The following is a 16,877-nucleotide window of genomic DNA, read 5'->3' as shown; positions in this document are numbered from 1 at the left end:
CATGAGAGCTGTCGTGTACCGCCACTATGGGCCGCCGGGCGTCGTAGAAATAGAGGATGCGCCGGTGCCGGTCGCGCAGGCCGGCGAACTGCTCGTGCGAGTAGTTACTAGCACGGTCAACCGTACGGACTGCGGATTTCTCAGCGGTAAGCCTCGCGTGGTGCGTTTGTTCAGCGGGCTGCGAGTGCCGCGGGCAACCATCCTGGGCTGCGAATTCGCCGGCTGGGTCGAGCAGGTCGGTGCCGGTGTCAGCTCGTTCACGGTCGGCCAACGCGTGTTCGGCTACGACGGCGTGAAATTCGGCGGGCACGCTGAATACGTCACGATTGCCGAAACCGGGCTCGTGGCCGAGATTCCGGCTGGGCTGTCGTTCGAGGAGGCAGCACCGATCGTTGAGGGTGCTCACTATGCGCTCAATATGATTCGCGCGGTGAACGTCACGCCGGGCCAGAAGGTGCTGGTCAATGGGGGTACCGGCGGCATCGGCTCCGCCGCTGTGCAGTTGTTCGTGCACTACGGTGTTCGGGTCACGGCGGTCTGCGCCACCGGACACCTGTCAACGCTGAAATCGCTCGGCGCCGAGCGGGTCGTGGACTACACCCGGGAAGATTTCACGGCCCTCGATGACGTGTTTGACGTCGTGGTCGACGCGGTCGGCAAGAGCTCCTTCGGGCGCTGCCGCCGGTTGTTGGTGCCGGGCGGAATCTACGTTTCTTCGGAACTCGGCGTCGGCTGGCAGAATCCGCTTCTGGCGCTGACGACGCCGCTGCTGCGCAGGAAACGCGTGCTGTTTCCCATTCCCAAAGACACTCGAGAAGACGTTTTGTTCCTGAAGGGGCTGGTCGAGACGGGTGATTTTCGGCCGCTGATCGACCGCAGCTACCCACTCGAGCAAATTCGAGAGGCGTATGCCTACGTCACGTCCGGTCAGAAGATCGGCAACGTCGTCATTCGTGTGCCGGCCGAGGCGGAATAGTCTCACCGGCTTTTCGCTCGCGGAAGGCGATCATGTTCATGCGGTTGCCACAGCGCACACTACAGAAACGCTTGGACCCATTGCGGGACAGGTCGAGGACCAGGCCGGTGCAGGAATCCGCTTCGCAGAGTCGCAGGCGGCTCATTTCGTTACTCCGGATCACGTCGATCAACGCCAACGCCGCCTCGACGCGCATGCGCTCGCCGAGCGGCGCTTCTGGCACGGTCGCGTGCAGGTGCCAGTCCGACACGTCGTGACGCGCGAGTTGGGGGAGGGCGCGAGCCTCGCGTAGCATTCGGTTGACCTCGATCACCGCGTCGTCGCGGCCCAAGGTCCACACCCGACGTAGCAGGGCACGGGTCTGCCGAACATCGCGCAGTTCGGCGTCATCCCCGTCGATGCGTCCGGTGAACGAAATTGGGGCGAGCAGTGCTGCCAGGTCGGCGAGCGTTTCGAGCTCGTCCAGGCCGCTCCGGGATGCACCGGGGTCGGTATCGCCAAGCGATACCACGAACTCCAGCGCCTCCTCCGTGTCAGGGGCAAAATGCAAGTTGACTCCTTGTGAGTTCGGTCTTATCGTCAGTGGCGAAGGTAAGTTTAACCTATGACAGGCTCGATCGAAGGGTTTCCCATGAAGCGGTCATCGATCCCCGGTGGTCTCGCCGTCGCGGTGCTCTCAGCCGTCTCGTTCGGCACCTCCGGTGCTCTCGTTAAGCTCCTGCTTGAGGCCGGTTGGTCGCCGGCTGCTGCCGTCACAGTTCGCGCCTTCACCGCCGGAATCGTGCTGCTGCCCCTGGCCGTCATGGCAATGCGAGGGCGCTGGGGCGCACTGTGGCTCGGGCGCTGGAGGGTGCTCGGCATGGGCGTCGTCGGCGTGGCGTGCACCCAACTCGCCTACTTCGCCGCCATTCAGACCATCCCGGTCTCGACCGCACTGCTCATCGAATTTCTCGCCCCGCTCATTCTGGTCGGCGTCGCCTGGGCCGTTTCCAAGCGGATGCCCAGCCCGGCCGTGTTCCTCGGCTCGGCCCTCGCAGTCGGTGGCCTTGTACTGGTGATCGGGCCCGGAGCGATCCAGGCTGTCGACCCGATCGGCCTCACGTTCGCGTTTCTCGCCGCGATCGGTTGCGCCGCCTACTTCTTCATTGCCGCGCGCCCGGACCGCGACCTGCCAGCCGTCGCGCTCGCGGCCTTCGGTCTGATCGTTGGCGGCATCATTCTCGGTCTGCTCGGGGCCACCGGCCTACTCCCGATCACGGCGACCTTTGGTGACCTGCCGCTGTTCGGCGCGATGGCACCGTGGTGGGTGCCTCTGGTTCTACTCGTGATCGTCAGCACTGCCGTCGCGTACGGCACCGGAATCACGGCGGCCGGCGTGCTCGGCTCCCGGCTCGCGTCCTTCGTCGGACTGCTCGAGGTGGTCTTCGCCTCACTGTTTGCCTGGCTGCTGCTCGGCGAGCAGCTCAGCCCGCTGCAGTTAATCGGCGGGCTGCTGATCCTCGGTGGTATTGCGGCGGTGCGGTCCGAGCGGGTCGAGGCCTTGCCAAAGAACGAGCCGCTCCACGACGAGCCCGCGACCGTCGGTCGCGGGGAAACGAGGGCAGCGGCATCCGCTCACTGAGCCGTTAGCCGTTAGCCGCTGACCGCGACGAGGTAGCGCTCGGAACCGTACGCGGGCAGTGGATGCGGGAGACTGGACTCATGTCTGATCTCACCCTGCGCGGCGGCGTCGGCAGCCGCGTTGACACTGAGATCGAGGTCAAACGGTCCCGGTTTCTCTGTCGTCTGGTGCGCACCGAAACCGAGGATGCTGCGCACGCTGCCATCGAAGAAGCCCGCTCGGAGCATTGGAAGGCACGCCACCATTGCTCGGCGTTCGTGCTCGGTCCGGGCGGTGCTACCGACCAGGTGCGTCGGTCGAATGATGACGGTGAGCCGTCGGGAACGGCGGGCCGGCCCATGCTTGAGGCATTGACCGGACGTGGTTTCGTCGACTGTGTGGCCGTTGTCACGCGCTATTTCGGGGGCACGCTGCTTGGTGCCGGCGGCCTCGTGCGCGCCTACTCTGAGGCCGTGCTGACCACGATCGACGCGGCGCAGTCCCGCAGGCTCGTCGTCGGGCGTGAACGCCGCGAACTCTTCACGCTCGCGCTGTCTCATACGGATGCCGGTCGCATCGAGGCCGAGCTGCGCCAGCGGGGCGTGCACGTGCTCGGCACGGACTACGGGCGTGAAGCGGTACTCCGACTGGCCGATGATAACGCCGATCGACTCGCTGCGGTCGTGGCGGGGGTGACGGCCGGAGGCGCCGAACTCGAATCGGTCGGCCACGAATGGATCGACGCCCCGGCTTGAACCCACGTCCCTGGTTGCAGAGCGCGATATCGTCGAGCCAGGCATTGTGGACGTTGCTGGTTCAAAAACCCCTCGCCCTAACGAAAGGAGCTTCATGGCTCTCCGCCACGATCTGACCACCGAGCCCACCCTGCAGGCTGACCTTGTGCAGCCGCGCCTCAGCACAGCCTTCTTCGCTCGCTCGCACCCTCGTGCGCTCGCTGAGCTCGACGATGTCGAGCTGGACGACACATCGTTGCTCCCCGATTGGAGTCGGCGTCACGTTGTCTGTTATATAGCCTCGCCCCGCTCCGCGTTGGCTCTGAGACGCTTCGTTCTGCGATTTGCGCTGCTTATCGCGCAATGCCTGCCGCAACCGCGGGGACTGCGAGCGAATAGGCAAATTTTGCTTGGGATACCAGATGGAAATCTTCGCGGATGCGAATGGCACTGCCGGTTCCGACCGTCAACTCGCGTCGGGCTACCCGCTCAGAATGTTCTGAAACAGCAGGTGGTCCTGCCACTGTCCCGCGATCTTGAGATACTTTTCGGCGACCCCGATCGGTTCGAAACCGACCTTGCGCAGCACGGCCTGCGAGCGAGCGTTGTGCAGGAGGGTTCCGGCCTCGAGGCGATGCAGGTCAAGGTCGTCTCGACTATGCGAGACCAGCTCGTGCATGGCAGCCGTGGCCAGGCCCTGACCGGCATGGTCCTGATCGACCCAGTACCCCACGCTCGCGCTCTGAAAGGGGCCGCGCACGATCCCAGACAACGTCACTTGGCCAACCACGGTGTCTTTTTTGACCATCACGAGCGGGTAGCCGGTTCCGACGGCGAGCTGTGCCAAACGACCTCCCAAAATGCTGGTTTGGGCCTCCAACGTAAAGAAGGTGTCTTCGCGTTTTGGATCCCACGGTGCCAGGTGCTTGCGGTTGCGCCGATAGGCATCGAGGACAGGCGCGACGTCGTGCATGGTCAGCAGTCGGAGCGTCGTGTCGTTCGAGATCGAGACGGAGTAGGGCATCCGTCGATCGTATCGGGCGCGTGTCTCCGCTGGTCGCCGACGGTGACGACGAACTGCGGGGTTCGCACTGCACCACCAGCGACGCAGCATTATGGCGCGCGCGGCCGCGGCGCTCGCAGCCATGACCTAGGGCGAACGCCGCCGCACCCGTTCTCGCTGACCCTGCTGCGCAGCGCTCGATCGAGCGGAAGGTTGGGCGCATGATGTTGGGCCGATGCTGATGGATGTCGCTGCTCCCCTTGCCGCTTCGCGTGACGTTGGACAGCCCACGAGAAAGTCGCTCCATGACGAAAATAACTGAATCGGGCCTATCGGCCGCGAGCGCCGAGGCCCTGAGCGTGCAAGCGCTCCACGAAATACTCGAACAGCGATTCAACGGCAAGACCTGGTCGCTCAACGAAATGGCGATGGGCTATACCAATGACGTCGGGTACATCGGGCGGCTGTTGCTCGCCCACGACGGAATCTGGCCGATCGACGGAGACGCGACCGCCGGGGTCAAGCACAAGCTGGCCGAGTCACTCTGGTGGTACTTCGTACTCGCGAACAAACTCGACATCGACATCGACATCGACATCGACGAGGCACAGGCACAGGCACAGGCACGCTAAAGCACCCCCGTCGCAAACGACGAGGGTGCTGTGAGCGGATCTAGTATTCGCGGCGCGGAGCGCGCGGCGGGCGGTCGCCCTGCTCGGCAGAGCGCGAAGCCCCACTCTTGTCGGCACGCAGCTCAATCAGCTTGCCGCTGATGCGGGTATTCTCCAGCTTGGAGAACACGTCGCCCGCCAGGTCGGCGGGGAGCTCGACCAGCGAGAATTCCGGCAAAATCTTGATGTGGCCGAAGTCGTCGCGGCTCAGGCCACCCTCGTTAGCGAGCGCGCCGACGATCTGACGGGGCTCCACCTTGTGACGCTTGCCGACCTCGATGCGGTACTGCGCCATCGGCTTGCCGCTGGAGCGCACCGGGCGTTCACTGCGCACGGGCCGGTCGTCGCGGGCGCCGTAGCTACCGCGGTCATCGCGGCTGCCGCGGTCGTCTCGATTGAACCGGTCCCGACCGCCGCGCTCTGGCCGATCGCCGCGCTGCTCGGAGCGTTCGACCCGCTCGTCGCGTTCGAGGCGCTGCTGGGCGCGAACATCCTCGGCCGAGAGCAGCAGGGGAGTCTCGCCCTGTCCGACGACGGCGAGGGCCGCGGCCACATCGACCTCGGGCACGTCGTGGTGGGACACGTAGTGCGCGATGATTTCGCGGAACTTGCTGATCCGGTCGGTCTCGTCGAGTGCTGCCGTGATGGCATCGTCGAAGCGGGTGAGGCGCGTCACGTTGACGTCCTCAACGCTCGGCAGCTGCATTTGGGTCAGCGGCTGGCGGGTGGCCTTCTCGATCGCGGAGAGCAGTCGACGCTCGCGCGGCGTGACGAAGCTGATCGCTGCGCCCGAGCGGCCGGCGCGGCCGGTACGGCCGATGCGGTGCACATAGGACTCGGTATCGATCGGAATGTCGTAGTTGACGACGTGGCTGATGCGTTCCACGTCGAGGCCGCGAGCGGCGACATCCGTTGCAACGAGGATGTCGAGCTTGCCGCTTTTGAGCTGGTTGATCGTGCGTTCGCGCTGCACCTGCTGCACGTCGCCGTTGATCGCCATGGCGGAATAGCCGCGCGCACGCAGTTTCTCGGCCAGTAACTCGGTCTCGTTCTTGGTGCGGGCGAAGATGATCATGCCCTCGAAGTTCTCGACCTCGAGAATGCGGGTGAGCGCGTCCAGCTTCTGCGGGTAGGACACCATCAGGTAGCGCTGGGTGGTGTTCGCGCTCGTTGTGGTCTTGCTCTTGACCGTGATCTCTTCGGGATCGTGCAGGTACTTCTTGGAGATGCGGCGAATCTGCGCTGGCATGGTGGCCGAGAACAGGGCGACCTGCTTGTCGTCCGGGGTGTCGGCGAGAATGGTCTCGATGTCATCGACGAAGCCCATGTTGAGCATCTCGTCGGCCTCATCGAGTACTAAAAATTTCAACTCCGAGAGGTCGAGGGTGCCCTTGGCGAGGTGGTCCATGATACGACCGGGAGTACCGACGACGATGTGCACGCCGCGACGCAGGGCCGACAACTGCTGGCCGTAACCCTGTCCGCCATAGACCGGCAGCACGTGCACACCGCGCATGTGAGCAGCGTATTTCTCAAACGCCTCACAGACCTGCAGTGCAAGCTCACGCGTGGGCGCGAGCACGAGTGCCTGCGGGTTCTTCTGGGACAGGTCGAGCCGGTTCAGAATCGGCAGTGCGAACGCAGCCGTCTTGCCGGTGCCGGTCTGAGCGAGTCCGACAACGTCGCGACCCTCCAGCAGTGGGGGAATAGTGGCGGCCTGAATGGCCGAGGGGGTTTCGTAGCCGACGACTTTAAGCGCCTTGAGCATGGCGTCATTGAGTCCGAGATCGGCAAATGTCTTGGTTGCAGTGGCAGTTTCTGCCTCGTTCTGCGCTGTGGTGTCTGGTGCGGTCATAATACCAACGGTAGTCGAAGACGGGGCCCCCGGTGTAGAGGCTCGTTGATGACCTTTAAAGCGGATGTCGCCGGCCGCAGCATCCGCCTTTCTGCCGCACTCAGCAACGGCATGCTCGAGCTCGCCTGAACGGTCTGGGCCGAGCGAACGGGGCACTACCGGCACCATACTCACTCGGTATCGATCAACAACGACTCAATCAATCTTGACCACCGGATGAGTTTGTCGATATCCAGCACGAGCGTCCGTTTTCTCTTGCCGGCCGACGTCGCCGAACTCAATATCAGCACCGTGCGGTCTGGCCTGTACGGCGAAGACTTCACAGTGGGCGGCACGGCATCGCTCGACGCCCAAAAGCGCAGCGTCACTATCGCCCTGTCAGCCGGATTCTTCGCCGTGACGCCAGGTCATCGGCCCTTGATCGGCCCGTCGGACGAAAACGGTGATCCACTGCATGCCGCTGGTTACTACCGGGTGGCGTTTTCGGGGCCGAACCATCGGCGCAGCCGCCGCGGGTGGGCTTTCCCTCCGGGGACAGCCTGAAAGCCAATCTGATTCTGGAGCGCGGTACGAGTGTCGGCGAGCGTACTCCTGCCCTCAGCTTCGCTTGCGGAAATGTTGATGTGGCGAGACAGATCGTTCTTGGATCAGACCTGAACAATGACTCGTTCATCAACATCCCCTTGCCTATGCGGCGTCCGCCGATGGCAGCAAACTCAGACTCACCATTCGTGACCGCGCGGGGTCGACTCCTAACATCAATAAACAGCCAGGGGTAGCACCGTTGATCGCAATGACCATGACAACTGGCGTCTTGTTCGGCGGCGTGGGAGACGCCGACTAGGTCGCCGTGTATGCGCCCGTTCGCACGGTACCGGGGGCCGTGACGGTCGGACGACCGATCGCGGAAAAGGCATCCGCTCCGGTGCGCTGGACGGCGCCCACCAACGGCAGAGCAGCTATTCTCGGCTATCGGGTGTGTGCCTACACGGGCGGAAAGTTGGCGACGACCAAACTCGTGGTCGGCCGGACGCAATCGGTGGTGGTGGCGGACTCGGGAACGGTACCGCGTAAACCTTCGACGTGGCGGCGGTCGATAAAGCCGGCATCGGACCGGTCGGGAAACGCTCGGCGACGGTTACTCCCCGGGGTCAGTTCGGGTGTCTTTTTAATCCACAGTCTCTTCTGGGAGAATCGCCTGATGGAACAACGAGTGCACTTCATCACCCTGGCCACGAGCGACCTCGAGGCGGTGCGCAGGTTTTATCGCGACGGCCTCGGCTGGACGCCGCTCATGGACGTTCCCGGTGAGATCGTGTTCTTCCAGGTCGGACCCGGCTTGATGCTCGGGTTGTTCGAGGCCGAGAAATTCGACGCGGACCTGCAGCGTGAACACACGACGACCGGCGCGACCGGCGTTACCCTCTCGCACAACGTTGCGAGCCGGGACGAAGTCACCACGACGGTTGCGGCAATGGCGGCCGCCGGCGGTACGGTGCTGAAACCGGCCCAGGACGGCGCGTTTGGCGGCATCTTTCACGGCCAGGTCGCCGACCCGAACGGTGTCATCTGGGAGATCGCGCACAACCCGGGCTGGCACGTTGACGACGACGGAACAGTCTCGCTCGCCTAAGCCGTCAAGAAGGCAATCGCCGTCTCGCGGAAGGGCCGCGAGGTGGGTGCATTGAAGTGGTTGCGCCCGGGGATCTCGAAGAAACTGCCGTGCGGCGCGGCCTCAGCCAGTGCCCGCGAAGCGTCCAGAATGCTGTCCTCGCTGCCGGTCGCGAACAGCAGTGGCTGCTCCGGGGCATTCTCGCGGCCGGGCTGCGGGCCGCCGCGCATGCCTTCAACCAGGGCGACGAGCGCCGCAAGATCGTTGCCCGGCAGTGACTTCGCCATCTTGAGGTAGGTGCCGGTGAGGCGGTCGGTGACGTCGGCGCCGTGTTCGAGGTGGGCGCGGGCATCCGCTATCTGAAAGCGTTTGAGCGGGTCACCGTCGGGGATGCCGCCGAGAACGGCGTGAGTGATGCGGCCGCCAAGATCGCGGGAGGCCTGCCAGCCGACCCGGGCACCGAGTGAGTAGCCGACGTAACGCACCTCGGTAAGCAGGTACGCGTCGAGTACTGCTTCAACGTCGGCGACGAGCAGTTCCATCGTGTAGGCGTCAGGGGAGTGCGGTTTATCGCTTGCTCTGTGGCCGCGCTGGTCGATGCCAATCACGTGAAAGCCGGCCCGGACCAGGTCGCGGGTCCACCCGGTGGCGTGCCAGTTGGCGATCGCGCTGGAGGCGAAGCCGTGTACCACGAATACTGTCGGGAGCTCGGGGTCGCCGAGCTCGTAGGTGGCCAGCTGCACGCCGTCCGGCGATAGAACGAAAAGGTGCTCGGGGGCGGTTCGGTGCAACATTCCCCTATTCCACCACGGATACCGCGACACCGGTTCCCCAGATTTGCTCGGACTAATGAATTCTGTCGGGCATCCCCTCGATCCCGACTCGTACCCGCGCGCCGCATAATCAAATAAACAATATGGCTGCATAAACGAAACGTTTACTGAGGAATATATTGTTTTAGTTGTGGACCTTTCTGCGAATCCCTTTAGTCCTCGTGCTGGAAGAGTTCCGCCGGTATTTTTGTGAGGATGGCCTTATCGCTCACGCCCGCGTTCTCCGGGTCCTGGCACAAATCGGGCGAACCGGTCGGCGAGTACAACGACAACGGAATCGGCGGCTGGGTCTGGGTGAGTGTGGCATCGACCAGGAAAGGTCGCCAGCGTGGTCGGTGTTGGTCGCCGAATCGTGCCTTTTTCACGATCACGCGCAGCCGCCAGTTACGCTGGACACACGGTTTAACGAGCAGGAGCAGTCAGTGAACGAGAACACATCCGGGCCGAGCCCGCAGGTCATCGAGGGTGTTTTTGACCTCGCCCGCGACGGCTTGACCGGCCCGCTGGGTGAAATGCTCGACGCCGGGGTGCCCATCAATACGCTCAACCCGCGCAAAGACACGCTGTTGATCGTTGCGACCTATCAGCAGCACCTCGAGACCGTCGCTGACCTGCTTCGCCGCGGGGCGGACGCATCCGCTATTAATGCGATGGGCCAGACCGCCATCTCGTGCGCGGTCTTTCGCAACAATGAGGCTATTCTGCGATTGCTCCTTGAAGCGGATGCCGACCCTCGCCTCGGCACGCACAGTGGCGTTGCCATCGCCGACCAGTTCGGGCTGCCGCGCCTGCGCGAGATCATCGAGTCGTTTCTGCGCGACTGACCGGGTAGGTGGAGTTACTCGGAAAACTCTGCATAGTTCCAACATCGCTCCTCACGCCGCACAACGTCGGTGAGTTCACCATAACCGGTGAGTTGACGCTGCTGCGCTGTCGTCCGCCGATGCCTAATCAGGCGCAATAGTCTGATCTGATCTGATCTGATCTGATCTGAGGAGCAAGCGCTGCGTCAGCCGAGCAACTTCACCACGCGGCCGCGCAGCAGGTTGCTGCGCGCGGTGAAGCCGCGCTGCCGGCGCACATACTCGGCCTTGCCTGCGGCGGTCTCGACCTCGACCGGCTCATAGCCCCAGTCGGCGAGGTCGTATGGTGAGGCCTCCATGTCGAGCTGGCGAATGTCGCGCGCCAGCTCGAAGGAGTCGAGCAGAATCTCGCCGGGAACCAGAGGGCCGAGCTTGATCACCCATTTGTAGATGTCCATGCCGGCGTGCAGGCAACCGGGCTGCTCCATCACCGGCTGATTCTCCCGCGACGGTTGCAGCTGGTTGAGCGGCAGTGCTGCCGGGGTGAAAAACCGAAACGCGTCGAAGTGGCTGCAGGTGATGCGGTTGTCGTCGACGACGGCGTCGGTATCACTCTGCCCGAGTCGCAGCGGAGCGACGTGCCGGTGCTCACCCTGGCGGTAGACCATCGCCCACTCGTGCAGACCGAAACAGCCAAAGTGGGCCGGCCGTTCCCGGGTCGCGGCGAGGAGTGAACCGATGAAGTGGATGACGCGCTCATTTTTTGCGGAGAAGGCGGCGACATCCACTTGACTGTCGCTGCCCGTGCTGCGGTACCACTTCCACGTTGCGCGAGGAAGATCGGCCGCGCCCTGGAGCAGCACGTCTGCGCCGGGATGCCAGCGGCGCAGCAGGCCTGGGCGAAAAGGGTAGTAGGTGAACAGAAAATCGTCAACCGGATGCGTCTGGCCGGTTGCCGCGCGTTCCCGGCGGCCACGAGTGAAAGCGTCAGAGCGTTCCTCGTGGGACTGCTCGAGGCCCCGCCAATCGGTGGGCTCGAGGGTTTGGGTCTGTTCAGTACGTTGCACCCGTCGACACTACGCCGTCAACCGTGATGATGCTGGCGGCCTACGCCAACGGCGGGCAGCACGACGACTGACCCCGGACCCCCTTACATCAACGTCGTCATCGCCGATGCAGACCGGTCTGTCTTTCCTGTCGATGATCGCCATGCTCGTGCTGGCCGCGCAGCTGTCGACGAACATTTTTATGCCACGATTCGCGCCCAAGATTCTGGTGCCGATCGGCATAAGCCCGGTCGCGATCGGCATGTTTATCTCACACGCCTCGATCTGAACAGCGCGTACTAAATCGACGTGCGATCGCCGCTGATGATCATCGGGCCGCTGATCTGGCATCAGCCTGCCTGGGCCCGCTACCAGCCTGGGCGTACTCTCAGACCATGAAACGTGCACTCGCACTCGGTCTGGTCGGCACACAATTCCTGCTGCTGGGGGCATTAGCCTTCTTGCCACACGGCTCTCTCTGGTCGGCTAGCCTTGGTATCATTGTGGCGGCGATCGCGTTAGGCCTGATCGGCGCCGCGCTCGCGGTACTCGGTGTCATCGGCCTGGGCCCGGCGCTTTCGGCGAGTCCGATTCCGCGCGAGAATGCCCCGCTCATCACCGGCGGTGTGTACGGGCTCATTCGCAGCCCGATCTACGCGGGACTCCTGACTGGCGGCATCGCACTCGTGCTGGTCGGGGCATCCGCTTGGCATATTGTGGCGTGGATCGCGCTGGTCGGTCTGCTCTCGGTGAAAGCGCGTTGGGAAGAGCGGATGCTCGTGGCCGAGCATCCCGACTACCGCTCCTACGGCGCGCGGGTCGGGCGATTCGTGCCGGGTATCGGCCGGCTGGCCGAGCGCGGCTGACTCGAGCATCGATTCGCCTCGTCCGAGCCCATTTCGGGCACCGGGTAACGATTTGCGCGTGAAAGCGTTGCCCCCAGTATGACTATTCCGCTTTCCATACTTGACCTCGCTCCGATTGCCCCCGGGCAGACCGCTCGGGAGAGCTTTGCAGCGAGCGTCGCTCTCGCCCAAGCCGCCGAAAAACATGGGTATGAGCGCGTCTGGTATGCCGAGCACCACAATATGGCTAGCATCGGATCGTCGGCCACGAGCATTCTGATCGGCCACGTCGCCGGGCAGACCAGCACGATTAGGCTTGGATCTGGCGGCGTTATGCTACCCAACCACTCACCACTGGTGATCGCGGAACAGTACGGCACCCTCGCCGAGCTGTACCCCGACCGCATCGACCTCGGCCTTGGCCGGGCGCCCGGCAGCGACCAGAACACCGCTCGGGCGATGCGCCGCGACCCGCGCGCCTCCGACCAGTTTCCGCAGGACGTCATGGAACTGCAGGCCTACCTGCGCGGCCAGTCGATCGTGCCCGGCGTGCAGGCCGTCCCCGGTGCCGGCACCAACGTTCCGCTCTACATTCTCGGCTCGTCGCTGTTTGGCGCCGGCCTCGCCGCTGCACTCGGCCTGCCATACGCCTTCGCCTCGCACTTCGCGCCCGATGCGCTGCACGAGGCTATCGCGCTCTATCGCCGCGACTTCACGCCCTCGGAGCAGCTCGCCGCCCCGCACCTCATCATCGCCGCCAACGTGATCGCGGCCGATGAGAAAGCGGATGCTACCCAGCAGTTTGAGACGACCCGCCGCATTCGGGTGCGCGGCATGCTCTCCCGCGGTCCGGCTGCGCCCGAGTACAGCGACGACCAGATCGACGTCTTTCTGACGACCCCCGAGGGCCGAAACATCGCCAACATGATGCGGTATTCTGCCGTCGGAACGGCGGACGAGGTGCGCGCCTATCTCGAGGAGTTCGCCGAGGGGACCGGGGCCGACGAGCTGATTCTGGCCCACCAGTCGCCGCTGATCGAGGAACGCCTGCGCTCGGTCGTACTCACTGCAGATGCGATGAATCTCGTCGCGGCCTAGATTGGTGTGATGACCCCGGACGAGCTCGGCGACCACGCGCCCGCCGAACTCGCCCGGCAATTCCTGCGCGACAGCTACGCCCTCGTACGCCCCCGCGGGCCCCGGGCCAAGCAGCAATAGATTCCCGGAGACTGCTCACCTTTAGCGCTGGCGACCTGCGCGAGGTCAGTCAACGAGCGGTTCGCCCAGTGGGTCGGCCGCGCTGAGGTCGGCCAGCGCCATGCCGCCGACCGGGAGGCCTGCCCACGACAGCAGGGTCCAGCCCCGCTCGGGCGAGCCGGTGAGCTCTACCACGCCGGTGTTGTCCAGCTCGTTCTCACTGGCAAAAGAGGGCGGCACGTTCTGAGCGCGCGCTGCCGTCCAGACCCGAATCGCCGCGCCATGGCTGAATATCGCTGCCACTTCTGAGCGCCCCGCTGCCGTTGCAATGTCAGCGTCGTACCGGCGCAGAAAATCATGGCCGTCGTGAGCACCCGGAATCCGCTTATCAAGATTGCCGGAAGCCCAAGCCAACGCGGTCTCCAGATAGGTACGAACGGATGCCCGATCGCGCAGCCCCTCCAGCGACCCGGCTTCGATCTCGTGCACACCCTCGGCGACCTGCAGCTCGAGGCCGCGATCGGCGGCGAGCGGATGCGCCGTCAGCTGAGTGCGCAACAGCGTCGAGACAAAAATGGCGTCGATCGGGTCGGAGCGCAGTGCATCGGGAATGGCGGCGGCCTGGCGCATACCGAGATCGGTCAGCCCCGGGCCGGGATGCGCGGTGTCGAGCCGCCCGAGAACGTTGCCGGGAGTCTGGCCATGGCGGATCAAAAGAAGTCGCATAGTCCTTCCAGCATAAGCAACACCTCTGAGCGGCAGAGCCGTGTGATGCGCGGCCGCAGCCGGCTGCGGAGAGTGGCAGCATGGGACACACACCCACAAGCGTTCGAACAGAAAGCAGTCCCATGACGATCATCAAAATCAACGCCATCACCGTGCCGAGCGATGGCGGCGACGAGCTCGCCCAGCGCTTCGCCGCCCGCGCCGGTGCCGTCGACGACCGCCCCGGTTTTGAGGGCTTCGAACTTCTCAAGCCGACCGATGACCGGCTGACGTGGCTCGTCATTACCCGCTGGGCCGACGAAGAATCCTTTCAGGCGTGGCTCGCGTCCCCGTCCTTCGCCCACGGACACCGCAGCGAGACACCGAAAGAGGGAGAGCCGGCTGCGCGCCCGGTCGGTGTGAGTAGTGAGCTGTGGTCCTACGCCATCGCCGGTGGCACCAGGCGCTGACGATCTCCGATCGGGCTGCTGCGTTAGATATCCAGGGCGATCTCGAACTTGGTCAGCAGGGGTGGACCGGTCAGGATTGCTCCGAGAGGTGATTTTCCCGGCCCGGCTCGAAAGGTACGATAGGCGGCGTCGTGCTTCAGTGACGCCCACTTCTCCACGAGTACGAAGTGGGTGGGGTCTTCGGTATCGACGAGGACATCCACGCCGAGACATCCGTTGAAGGCTCTGGTAGCGATGAGCGTCTCGTGCAGTACGTCTGGAGCGTCAGCGAGTGACTCGGTTTTCACGTGGATGTCGAGAAAAGCGGTGATAGGCACGAAAAGCTCCTTGCGGTTGAGGGTGGGACCACTATTCGTGATCTCTTGAATCGGCAGGTGGATCGGGAGTGTCGCTTTCGAGCAGCTCGGTGATCGACTGCAGGGTCTCGGGGGAGACATCGCCGAGCATCCGGGCAGCGAAGCTCACCACGCGTGCAACGCGCAGGCTCTTCACGAAGGCGAGTTGAGCGTCTACCCGTTCGGGCAGGTCGCCATCGGAGCCGAGCATGTACTCCGGAGGGATGCGGAAGAACTCGGCAATGCCGGTCAGTAGTGCCGGATCGGTGACGAGCGGACCTTCGCCGGTGATCATGTATGCCCAGCGTGCCCGGGAGAGGGTCAGGCCGCGTTCCTTCAACCCCGCTTCGATTTGGCGATAGGTGTGCGGAGTATTTCCCTCGGCGACAACGACGTCGAGCAGCAAATTGAGTTTGCGCGCCAATTCCAGCTGCGGACTCACTGCACCGGAGTTGGGGGTGGCAGTCATTGCGGCGTTCCAACGACGGGAGTGTGATTGGTTGGCGACGGAGCCTGCGTGCGCACCTCGGCCAAGTCGATCAGGGTCCGTTCGGCCGGACTGACGGCCTGCTCGGGGTGAAGCAGCAAGCTGTCCCGAATCTCGACGTGCCGTCGATAAAGGTGCGCGCCGGGCCCACGCACGACGAGTAGCTGAAGCGGTGACAGCGCTCGTTCGATGCTGAGTTCGGGAGTGTCGGCCAGGAGGCGTTGCCACAACGGTGTGATGCGCAACAAGAGCCCACGGTCGCGAAAGTTCCGTCCGCTGGAGGTTATCCCGTCGACGGTGGCGGTGAGTCCCAGACCGACCCCGAGACTGATGGGTGAGCAGAGTAAGACCACTCTCTGTACAAATTCCCGCCAGTTCGGCATGACATAGCTCGGGTCGAGAACGGTCTGCACTGCGCCGACGAGACTGTTCACGGCATAAATAAAAATGCAGAGGCATCCGAGGGTCATGATTGCGAGGGCAACCTGGGTGACCGTCCGGGGCTGGGTACGTAGATCATTCAGGCACGCATAAGACACCGAGACGGAGAAGAGTGCGATGGTGACCCAGGTCGTCGATGCGTAGGCGGTGTAACTCCACTCGGCGATAAACGACTGGGAGATATTGTTCATCGCGTGCCAGTCACTAGTGAAGAACAGGACGGCCTGAAGTGCGATGACCAGACCCGCGACAAGGGCGGTTGTCATCTTTCGTTTCGGTGTGATTCCGGAGGCAGATACCGCCTCCTGAACCATCACGTCGGCCAGGCCAACGGTGACGATCGCCAAGGCATGGAACAGGAAATAGGTGGTATTAGCGCCGCCCAGAAGCGAATCGACCGCGTCGTAAACCGGCTTTGGCTGAAGACTCATGGTAGGGGCGAAAGCCGTCAGGAACCACAAAAGCGACCGCCGGCTTCCCTTGATAGCCGACGGCAGACAGAGGATCGCCGCTAGCCAGAGGGTGGCGGACGCGGTGATGAGGATTGTCGTTTGCACTAGAGAACCCGACCGAATCCGGTGCGGGTGCCGTGGGCAGCCTCTGGCGCATCCTCGAGAATGATGAGGGCCAGTCGATCGCCGATGGCCTCGGCCAGTGCTTCCTGCTCATCGGTGAACTGGCTGCGCGAGAGCGCGTATGTGATGGCATCCATTGGAATCAGCGGAGCGAGCAGCGCGACTCGCTCCACCGAGAGCAGCTCTTGTTTCTGATTGAGAATCATGTGGCCGAACTCGTGATTGATGAACTGCTGACGGTGCACCAGGGAGGTGGTCGGTGCATGATAAATGCGCTCAAAATCCTCCCCGGCCACGGCAATCCACAGCCCGCAGAGCCCCGCCTCAAGCATGCTGGGGGTTGCGCTTTGCACCACGATCTTCTTACCGCGCATCGATTCCATGTGCCGGTGCAGCAATTCAGCCGTCAGTGGGCGGGGAAGACCGAGGTCAGACACTATCGTGTGTGCCCGTTTCTGCCGTGATTCGTAGCTCATGCAATACCCCCTACTAGCTCGTTTAGCCTACCCCTCAGTGGGATTGACCAGCGCGAGTATGTACCGGGCCCAGATAGAGTTACGATAGACATGTCTAACGTGGGTCCTCGGGGGAGGATCGGCCAGGGCATTGCTCGATAATGGGTGGCAACGCGGGGGCTCCAGTACCGGTGTCGTGCACACGGTACGACCACCATTCATCGAGCGGGCCCT

General features: G+C 63.7%; 22 protein-coding genes. 11 read left to right on the top strand and 11 right to left on the bottom strand.

The features are described from left to right. Window position 1 precedes the first annotated feature (1 nt). The gene (locus CXY73_RS06175) at window positions 2-976 is read left to right on the top strand and encodes an NAD(P)-dependent alcohol dehydrogenase (RefSeq protein ID WP_104177168.1); all 975 of its coding nucleotides are present in this window, start codon (window positions 2-4) and stop codon (window positions 974-976) included. Here the strand turns inward: CXY73_RS06175 and CXY73_RS06170 are convergent. Further along, window positions 948-1,526: a CGNR zinc finger domain-containing protein gene (locus tag CXY73_RS06170; RefSeq protein ID WP_104177167.1), complete on the bottom strand. Its 579-nt coding sequence runs from the start codon at window positions 1,524-1,526 to the stop codon at window positions 948-950. The genes CXY73_RS06175 and CXY73_RS06170 overlap by 29 nt on opposite strands. 54 nt (window positions 1,527-1,580) lie before the next feature. Here CXY73_RS06170 and CXY73_RS06165 point away from each other — a divergent pair, with 54 nt between their 5' ends. Together CXY73_RS06165 and CXY73_RS06160 are read left to right on the top strand one after the other, a co-directional pair. Beyond that, window positions 1,581-2,597 carry a DMT family transporter gene (locus CXY73_RS06165; protein ID WP_233198172.1) on the top strand — a complete coding sequence of 339 codons (1,017 nt, stop codon included), beginning with the start codon at window positions 1,581-1,583 and terminating at the stop codon, window positions 2,595-2,597. A gap of 80 nt (window positions 2,598-2,677) precedes the next feature. After that, the gene (locus CXY73_RS06160) at window positions 2,678-3,331 is read left to right on the top strand and encodes a YigZ family protein (RefSeq protein ID WP_104177165.1); all 654 of its coding nucleotides are present in this window, start codon (window positions 2,678-2,680) and stop codon (window positions 3,329-3,331) included. A 460-nt stretch (window positions 3,332-3,791) separates the two neighbouring features. On the opposite strand, the gene CXY73_RS06150 is transcribed toward CXY73_RS06160, so the two are convergent. Next, window positions 3,792-4,334 (bottom strand): GNAT family N-acetyltransferase, encoded by a 543-nt coding sequence (locus CXY73_RS06150; protein WP_104177163.1) that lies wholly within the window; start codon window positions 4,332-4,334, stop codon window positions 3,792-3,794. A gap of 284 nt (window positions 4,335-4,618) precedes the next feature. On the opposite strand from CXY73_RS06150, the gene CXY73_RS06145 reads away from it, so the two are divergent. Beyond that, the gene (locus tag CXY73_RS06145; protein WP_104177162.1) at window positions 4,619-4,945 is read left to right on the top strand and encodes a hypothetical protein; all 327 of its coding nucleotides are present in this window, start codon (window positions 4,619-4,621) and stop codon (window positions 4,943-4,945) included. A gap of 40 nt (window positions 4,946-4,985) precedes the next feature. Here the strand turns inward: CXY73_RS06145 and CXY73_RS06140 are convergent, their stop codons facing one another. Beyond that, the gene (locus CXY73_RS06140) at window positions 4,986-6,839 is read right to left on the bottom strand and encodes a DEAD/DEAH box helicase (RefSeq protein WP_104177161.1); all 1,854 of its coding nucleotides are present in this window, start codon (window positions 6,837-6,839) and stop codon (window positions 4,986-4,988) included. A gap of 216 nt (window positions 6,840-7,055) precedes the next feature. Here CXY73_RS06140 and CXY73_RS06135 point away from each other — a divergent pair, with 216 nt between their 5' ends. Continuing rightward, window positions 7,056-7,382 (top strand): hypothetical protein, encoded by a 327-nt coding sequence (locus CXY73_RS06135; RefSeq protein WP_104177160.1) that lies wholly within the window; start codon window positions 7,056-7,058, stop codon window positions 7,380-7,382. A 658-nt stretch (window positions 7,383-8,040) separates the two neighbouring features. Beyond that, complete coding sequence (locus tag CXY73_RS06130; protein WP_104177159.1) at window positions 8,041-8,472, top strand: VOC family protein; 432 nt, start codon at window positions 8,041-8,043, stop codon at window positions 8,470-8,472. On the opposite strand, the gene CXY73_RS06125 is transcribed toward CXY73_RS06130, so the two are convergent. Beyond that, a complete protein-coding gene (locus CXY73_RS06125; protein WP_104177158.1) occupies window positions 8,469-9,245 on the bottom strand; it encodes an alpha/beta fold hydrolase in 777 nt (258 codons plus the stop codon). The two genes, CXY73_RS06130 and CXY73_RS06125, sit on opposite strands and share 4 nt — an antisense overlap. Window positions 9,246-9,436: 191 nt before the next feature. Beyond that, entirely contained in the window at window positions 9,437-9,649 is a 213-nt protein-coding gene (locus CXY73_RS06120) for a hypothetical protein (protein ID WP_233198171.1), read from the bottom strand. A 57-nt stretch (window positions 9,650-9,706) separates the two neighbouring features. Here CXY73_RS06120 and CXY73_RS06115 point away from each other — a divergent pair, with 57 nt between their 5' ends. Continuing rightward, window positions 9,707-10,108, top strand: coding sequence for an ankyrin repeat domain-containing protein (locus tag CXY73_RS06115; RefSeq protein ID WP_104177156.1), 402 nt, complete (start codon window positions 9,707-9,709; stop codon window positions 10,106-10,108). Window positions 10,109-10,293: 185 nt separating this feature from the next. On the opposite strand, the gene CXY73_RS06110 is transcribed toward CXY73_RS06115, so the two are convergent. Continuing rightward, a complete protein-coding gene (locus CXY73_RS06110; protein WP_104177155.1) occupies window positions 10,294-11,154 on the bottom strand; it encodes a 3-methyladenine DNA glycosylase in 861 nt (286 codons plus the stop codon). Between the two features lie 106 nt (window positions 11,155-11,260). On the opposite strand from CXY73_RS06110, the gene CXY73_RS21875 reads away from it, so the two are divergent. The 3 genes from CXY73_RS21875 to CXY73_RS06100 all read left to right on the top strand — a co-directional run bounded on the left by CXY73_RS21875 (window position 11,261) and on the right by CXY73_RS06100 (window position 13,076). After that, a complete protein-coding gene (locus CXY73_RS21875; protein WP_158254044.1) occupies window positions 11,261-11,422 on the top strand; it encodes a hypothetical protein in 162 nt (53 codons plus the stop codon). A 106-nt stretch (window positions 11,423-11,528) separates the two neighbouring features. Next, complete coding sequence (locus CXY73_RS06105; protein WP_104134636.1) at window positions 11,529-11,999, top strand: isoprenylcysteine carboxylmethyltransferase family protein; 471 nt, start codon at window positions 11,529-11,531, stop codon at window positions 11,997-11,999. A 78-nt stretch (window positions 12,000-12,077) separates the two neighbouring features. Then, complete coding sequence (locus CXY73_RS06100; protein WP_104134635.1) at window positions 12,078-13,076, top strand: LLM class flavin-dependent oxidoreductase; 999 nt, start codon at window positions 12,078-12,080, stop codon at window positions 13,074-13,076. Window positions 13,077-13,241: 165 nt separating this feature from the next. Here the strand turns inward: CXY73_RS06100 and CXY73_RS06095 are convergent, their stop codons facing one another. Further along, window positions 13,242-13,901, bottom strand: a complete 660-nt coding sequence (locus tag CXY73_RS06095; protein WP_104134634.1) for a histidine phosphatase family protein — start codon at window positions 13,899-13,901, stop codon at window positions 13,242-13,244. Window positions 13,902-14,023: 122 nt separating this feature from the next. Here CXY73_RS06095 and CXY73_RS06090 point away from each other — a divergent pair, with 122 nt between their 5' ends. Next, a complete protein-coding gene (locus tag CXY73_RS06090; protein ID WP_104177154.1) occupies window positions 14,024-14,350 on the top strand; it encodes an antibiotic biosynthesis monooxygenase in 327 nt (108 codons plus the stop codon). A gap of 23 nt (window positions 14,351-14,373) precedes the next feature. On the opposite strand, the gene CXY73_RS06085 is transcribed toward CXY73_RS06090, so the two are convergent. The 4 genes from CXY73_RS06085 to CXY73_RS06070 are packed head-to-tail and all read right to left on the bottom strand — an operon-like array spanning window position 14,374 to window position 16,664. Then, window positions 14,374-14,667 carry a putative quinol monooxygenase gene (locus CXY73_RS06085; RefSeq protein WP_233198170.1) on the bottom strand — a complete coding sequence of 98 codons (294 nt, stop codon included), beginning with the start codon at window positions 14,665-14,667 and terminating at the stop codon, window positions 14,374-14,376. Between the two features lie 31 nt (window positions 14,668-14,698). Then, window positions 14,699-15,154, bottom strand: a complete 456-nt coding sequence (locus CXY73_RS06080) for a hypothetical protein (protein WP_104177152.1) — start codon at window positions 15,152-15,154, stop codon at window positions 14,699-14,701. Further along, window positions 15,151-16,170: a DUF6545 domain-containing protein gene (locus tag CXY73_RS06075; protein WP_104177151.1), complete on the bottom strand. Its 1,020-nt coding sequence runs from the start codon at window positions 16,168-16,170 to the stop codon at window positions 15,151-15,153. The genes CXY73_RS06080 and CXY73_RS06075 overlap by 4 nt, the downstream gene beginning before the upstream one ends. Further along, window positions 16,170-16,664 (bottom strand): hypothetical protein, encoded by a 495-nt coding sequence (locus tag CXY73_RS06070; protein WP_146071652.1) that lies wholly within the window; start codon window positions 16,662-16,664, stop codon window positions 16,170-16,172. Before CXY73_RS06070 ends, CXY73_RS06075 begins: the two co-directional genes overlap by 1 nt. Between the last annotated feature and the right edge of the window lie 213 nt (window positions 16,665-16,877).

Source organism: Cryobacterium sp. Y50, from assembly GCF_002929805.1.
Classification (GTDB): domain Bacteria; phylum Actinomycetota; class Actinomycetes; order Actinomycetales; family Microbacteriaceae; genus Cryobacterium.
The sequence above is the reverse complement of the archived record's forward strand: the minus strand, read 5'-3'. Positions and strand labels throughout refer to the sequence as shown.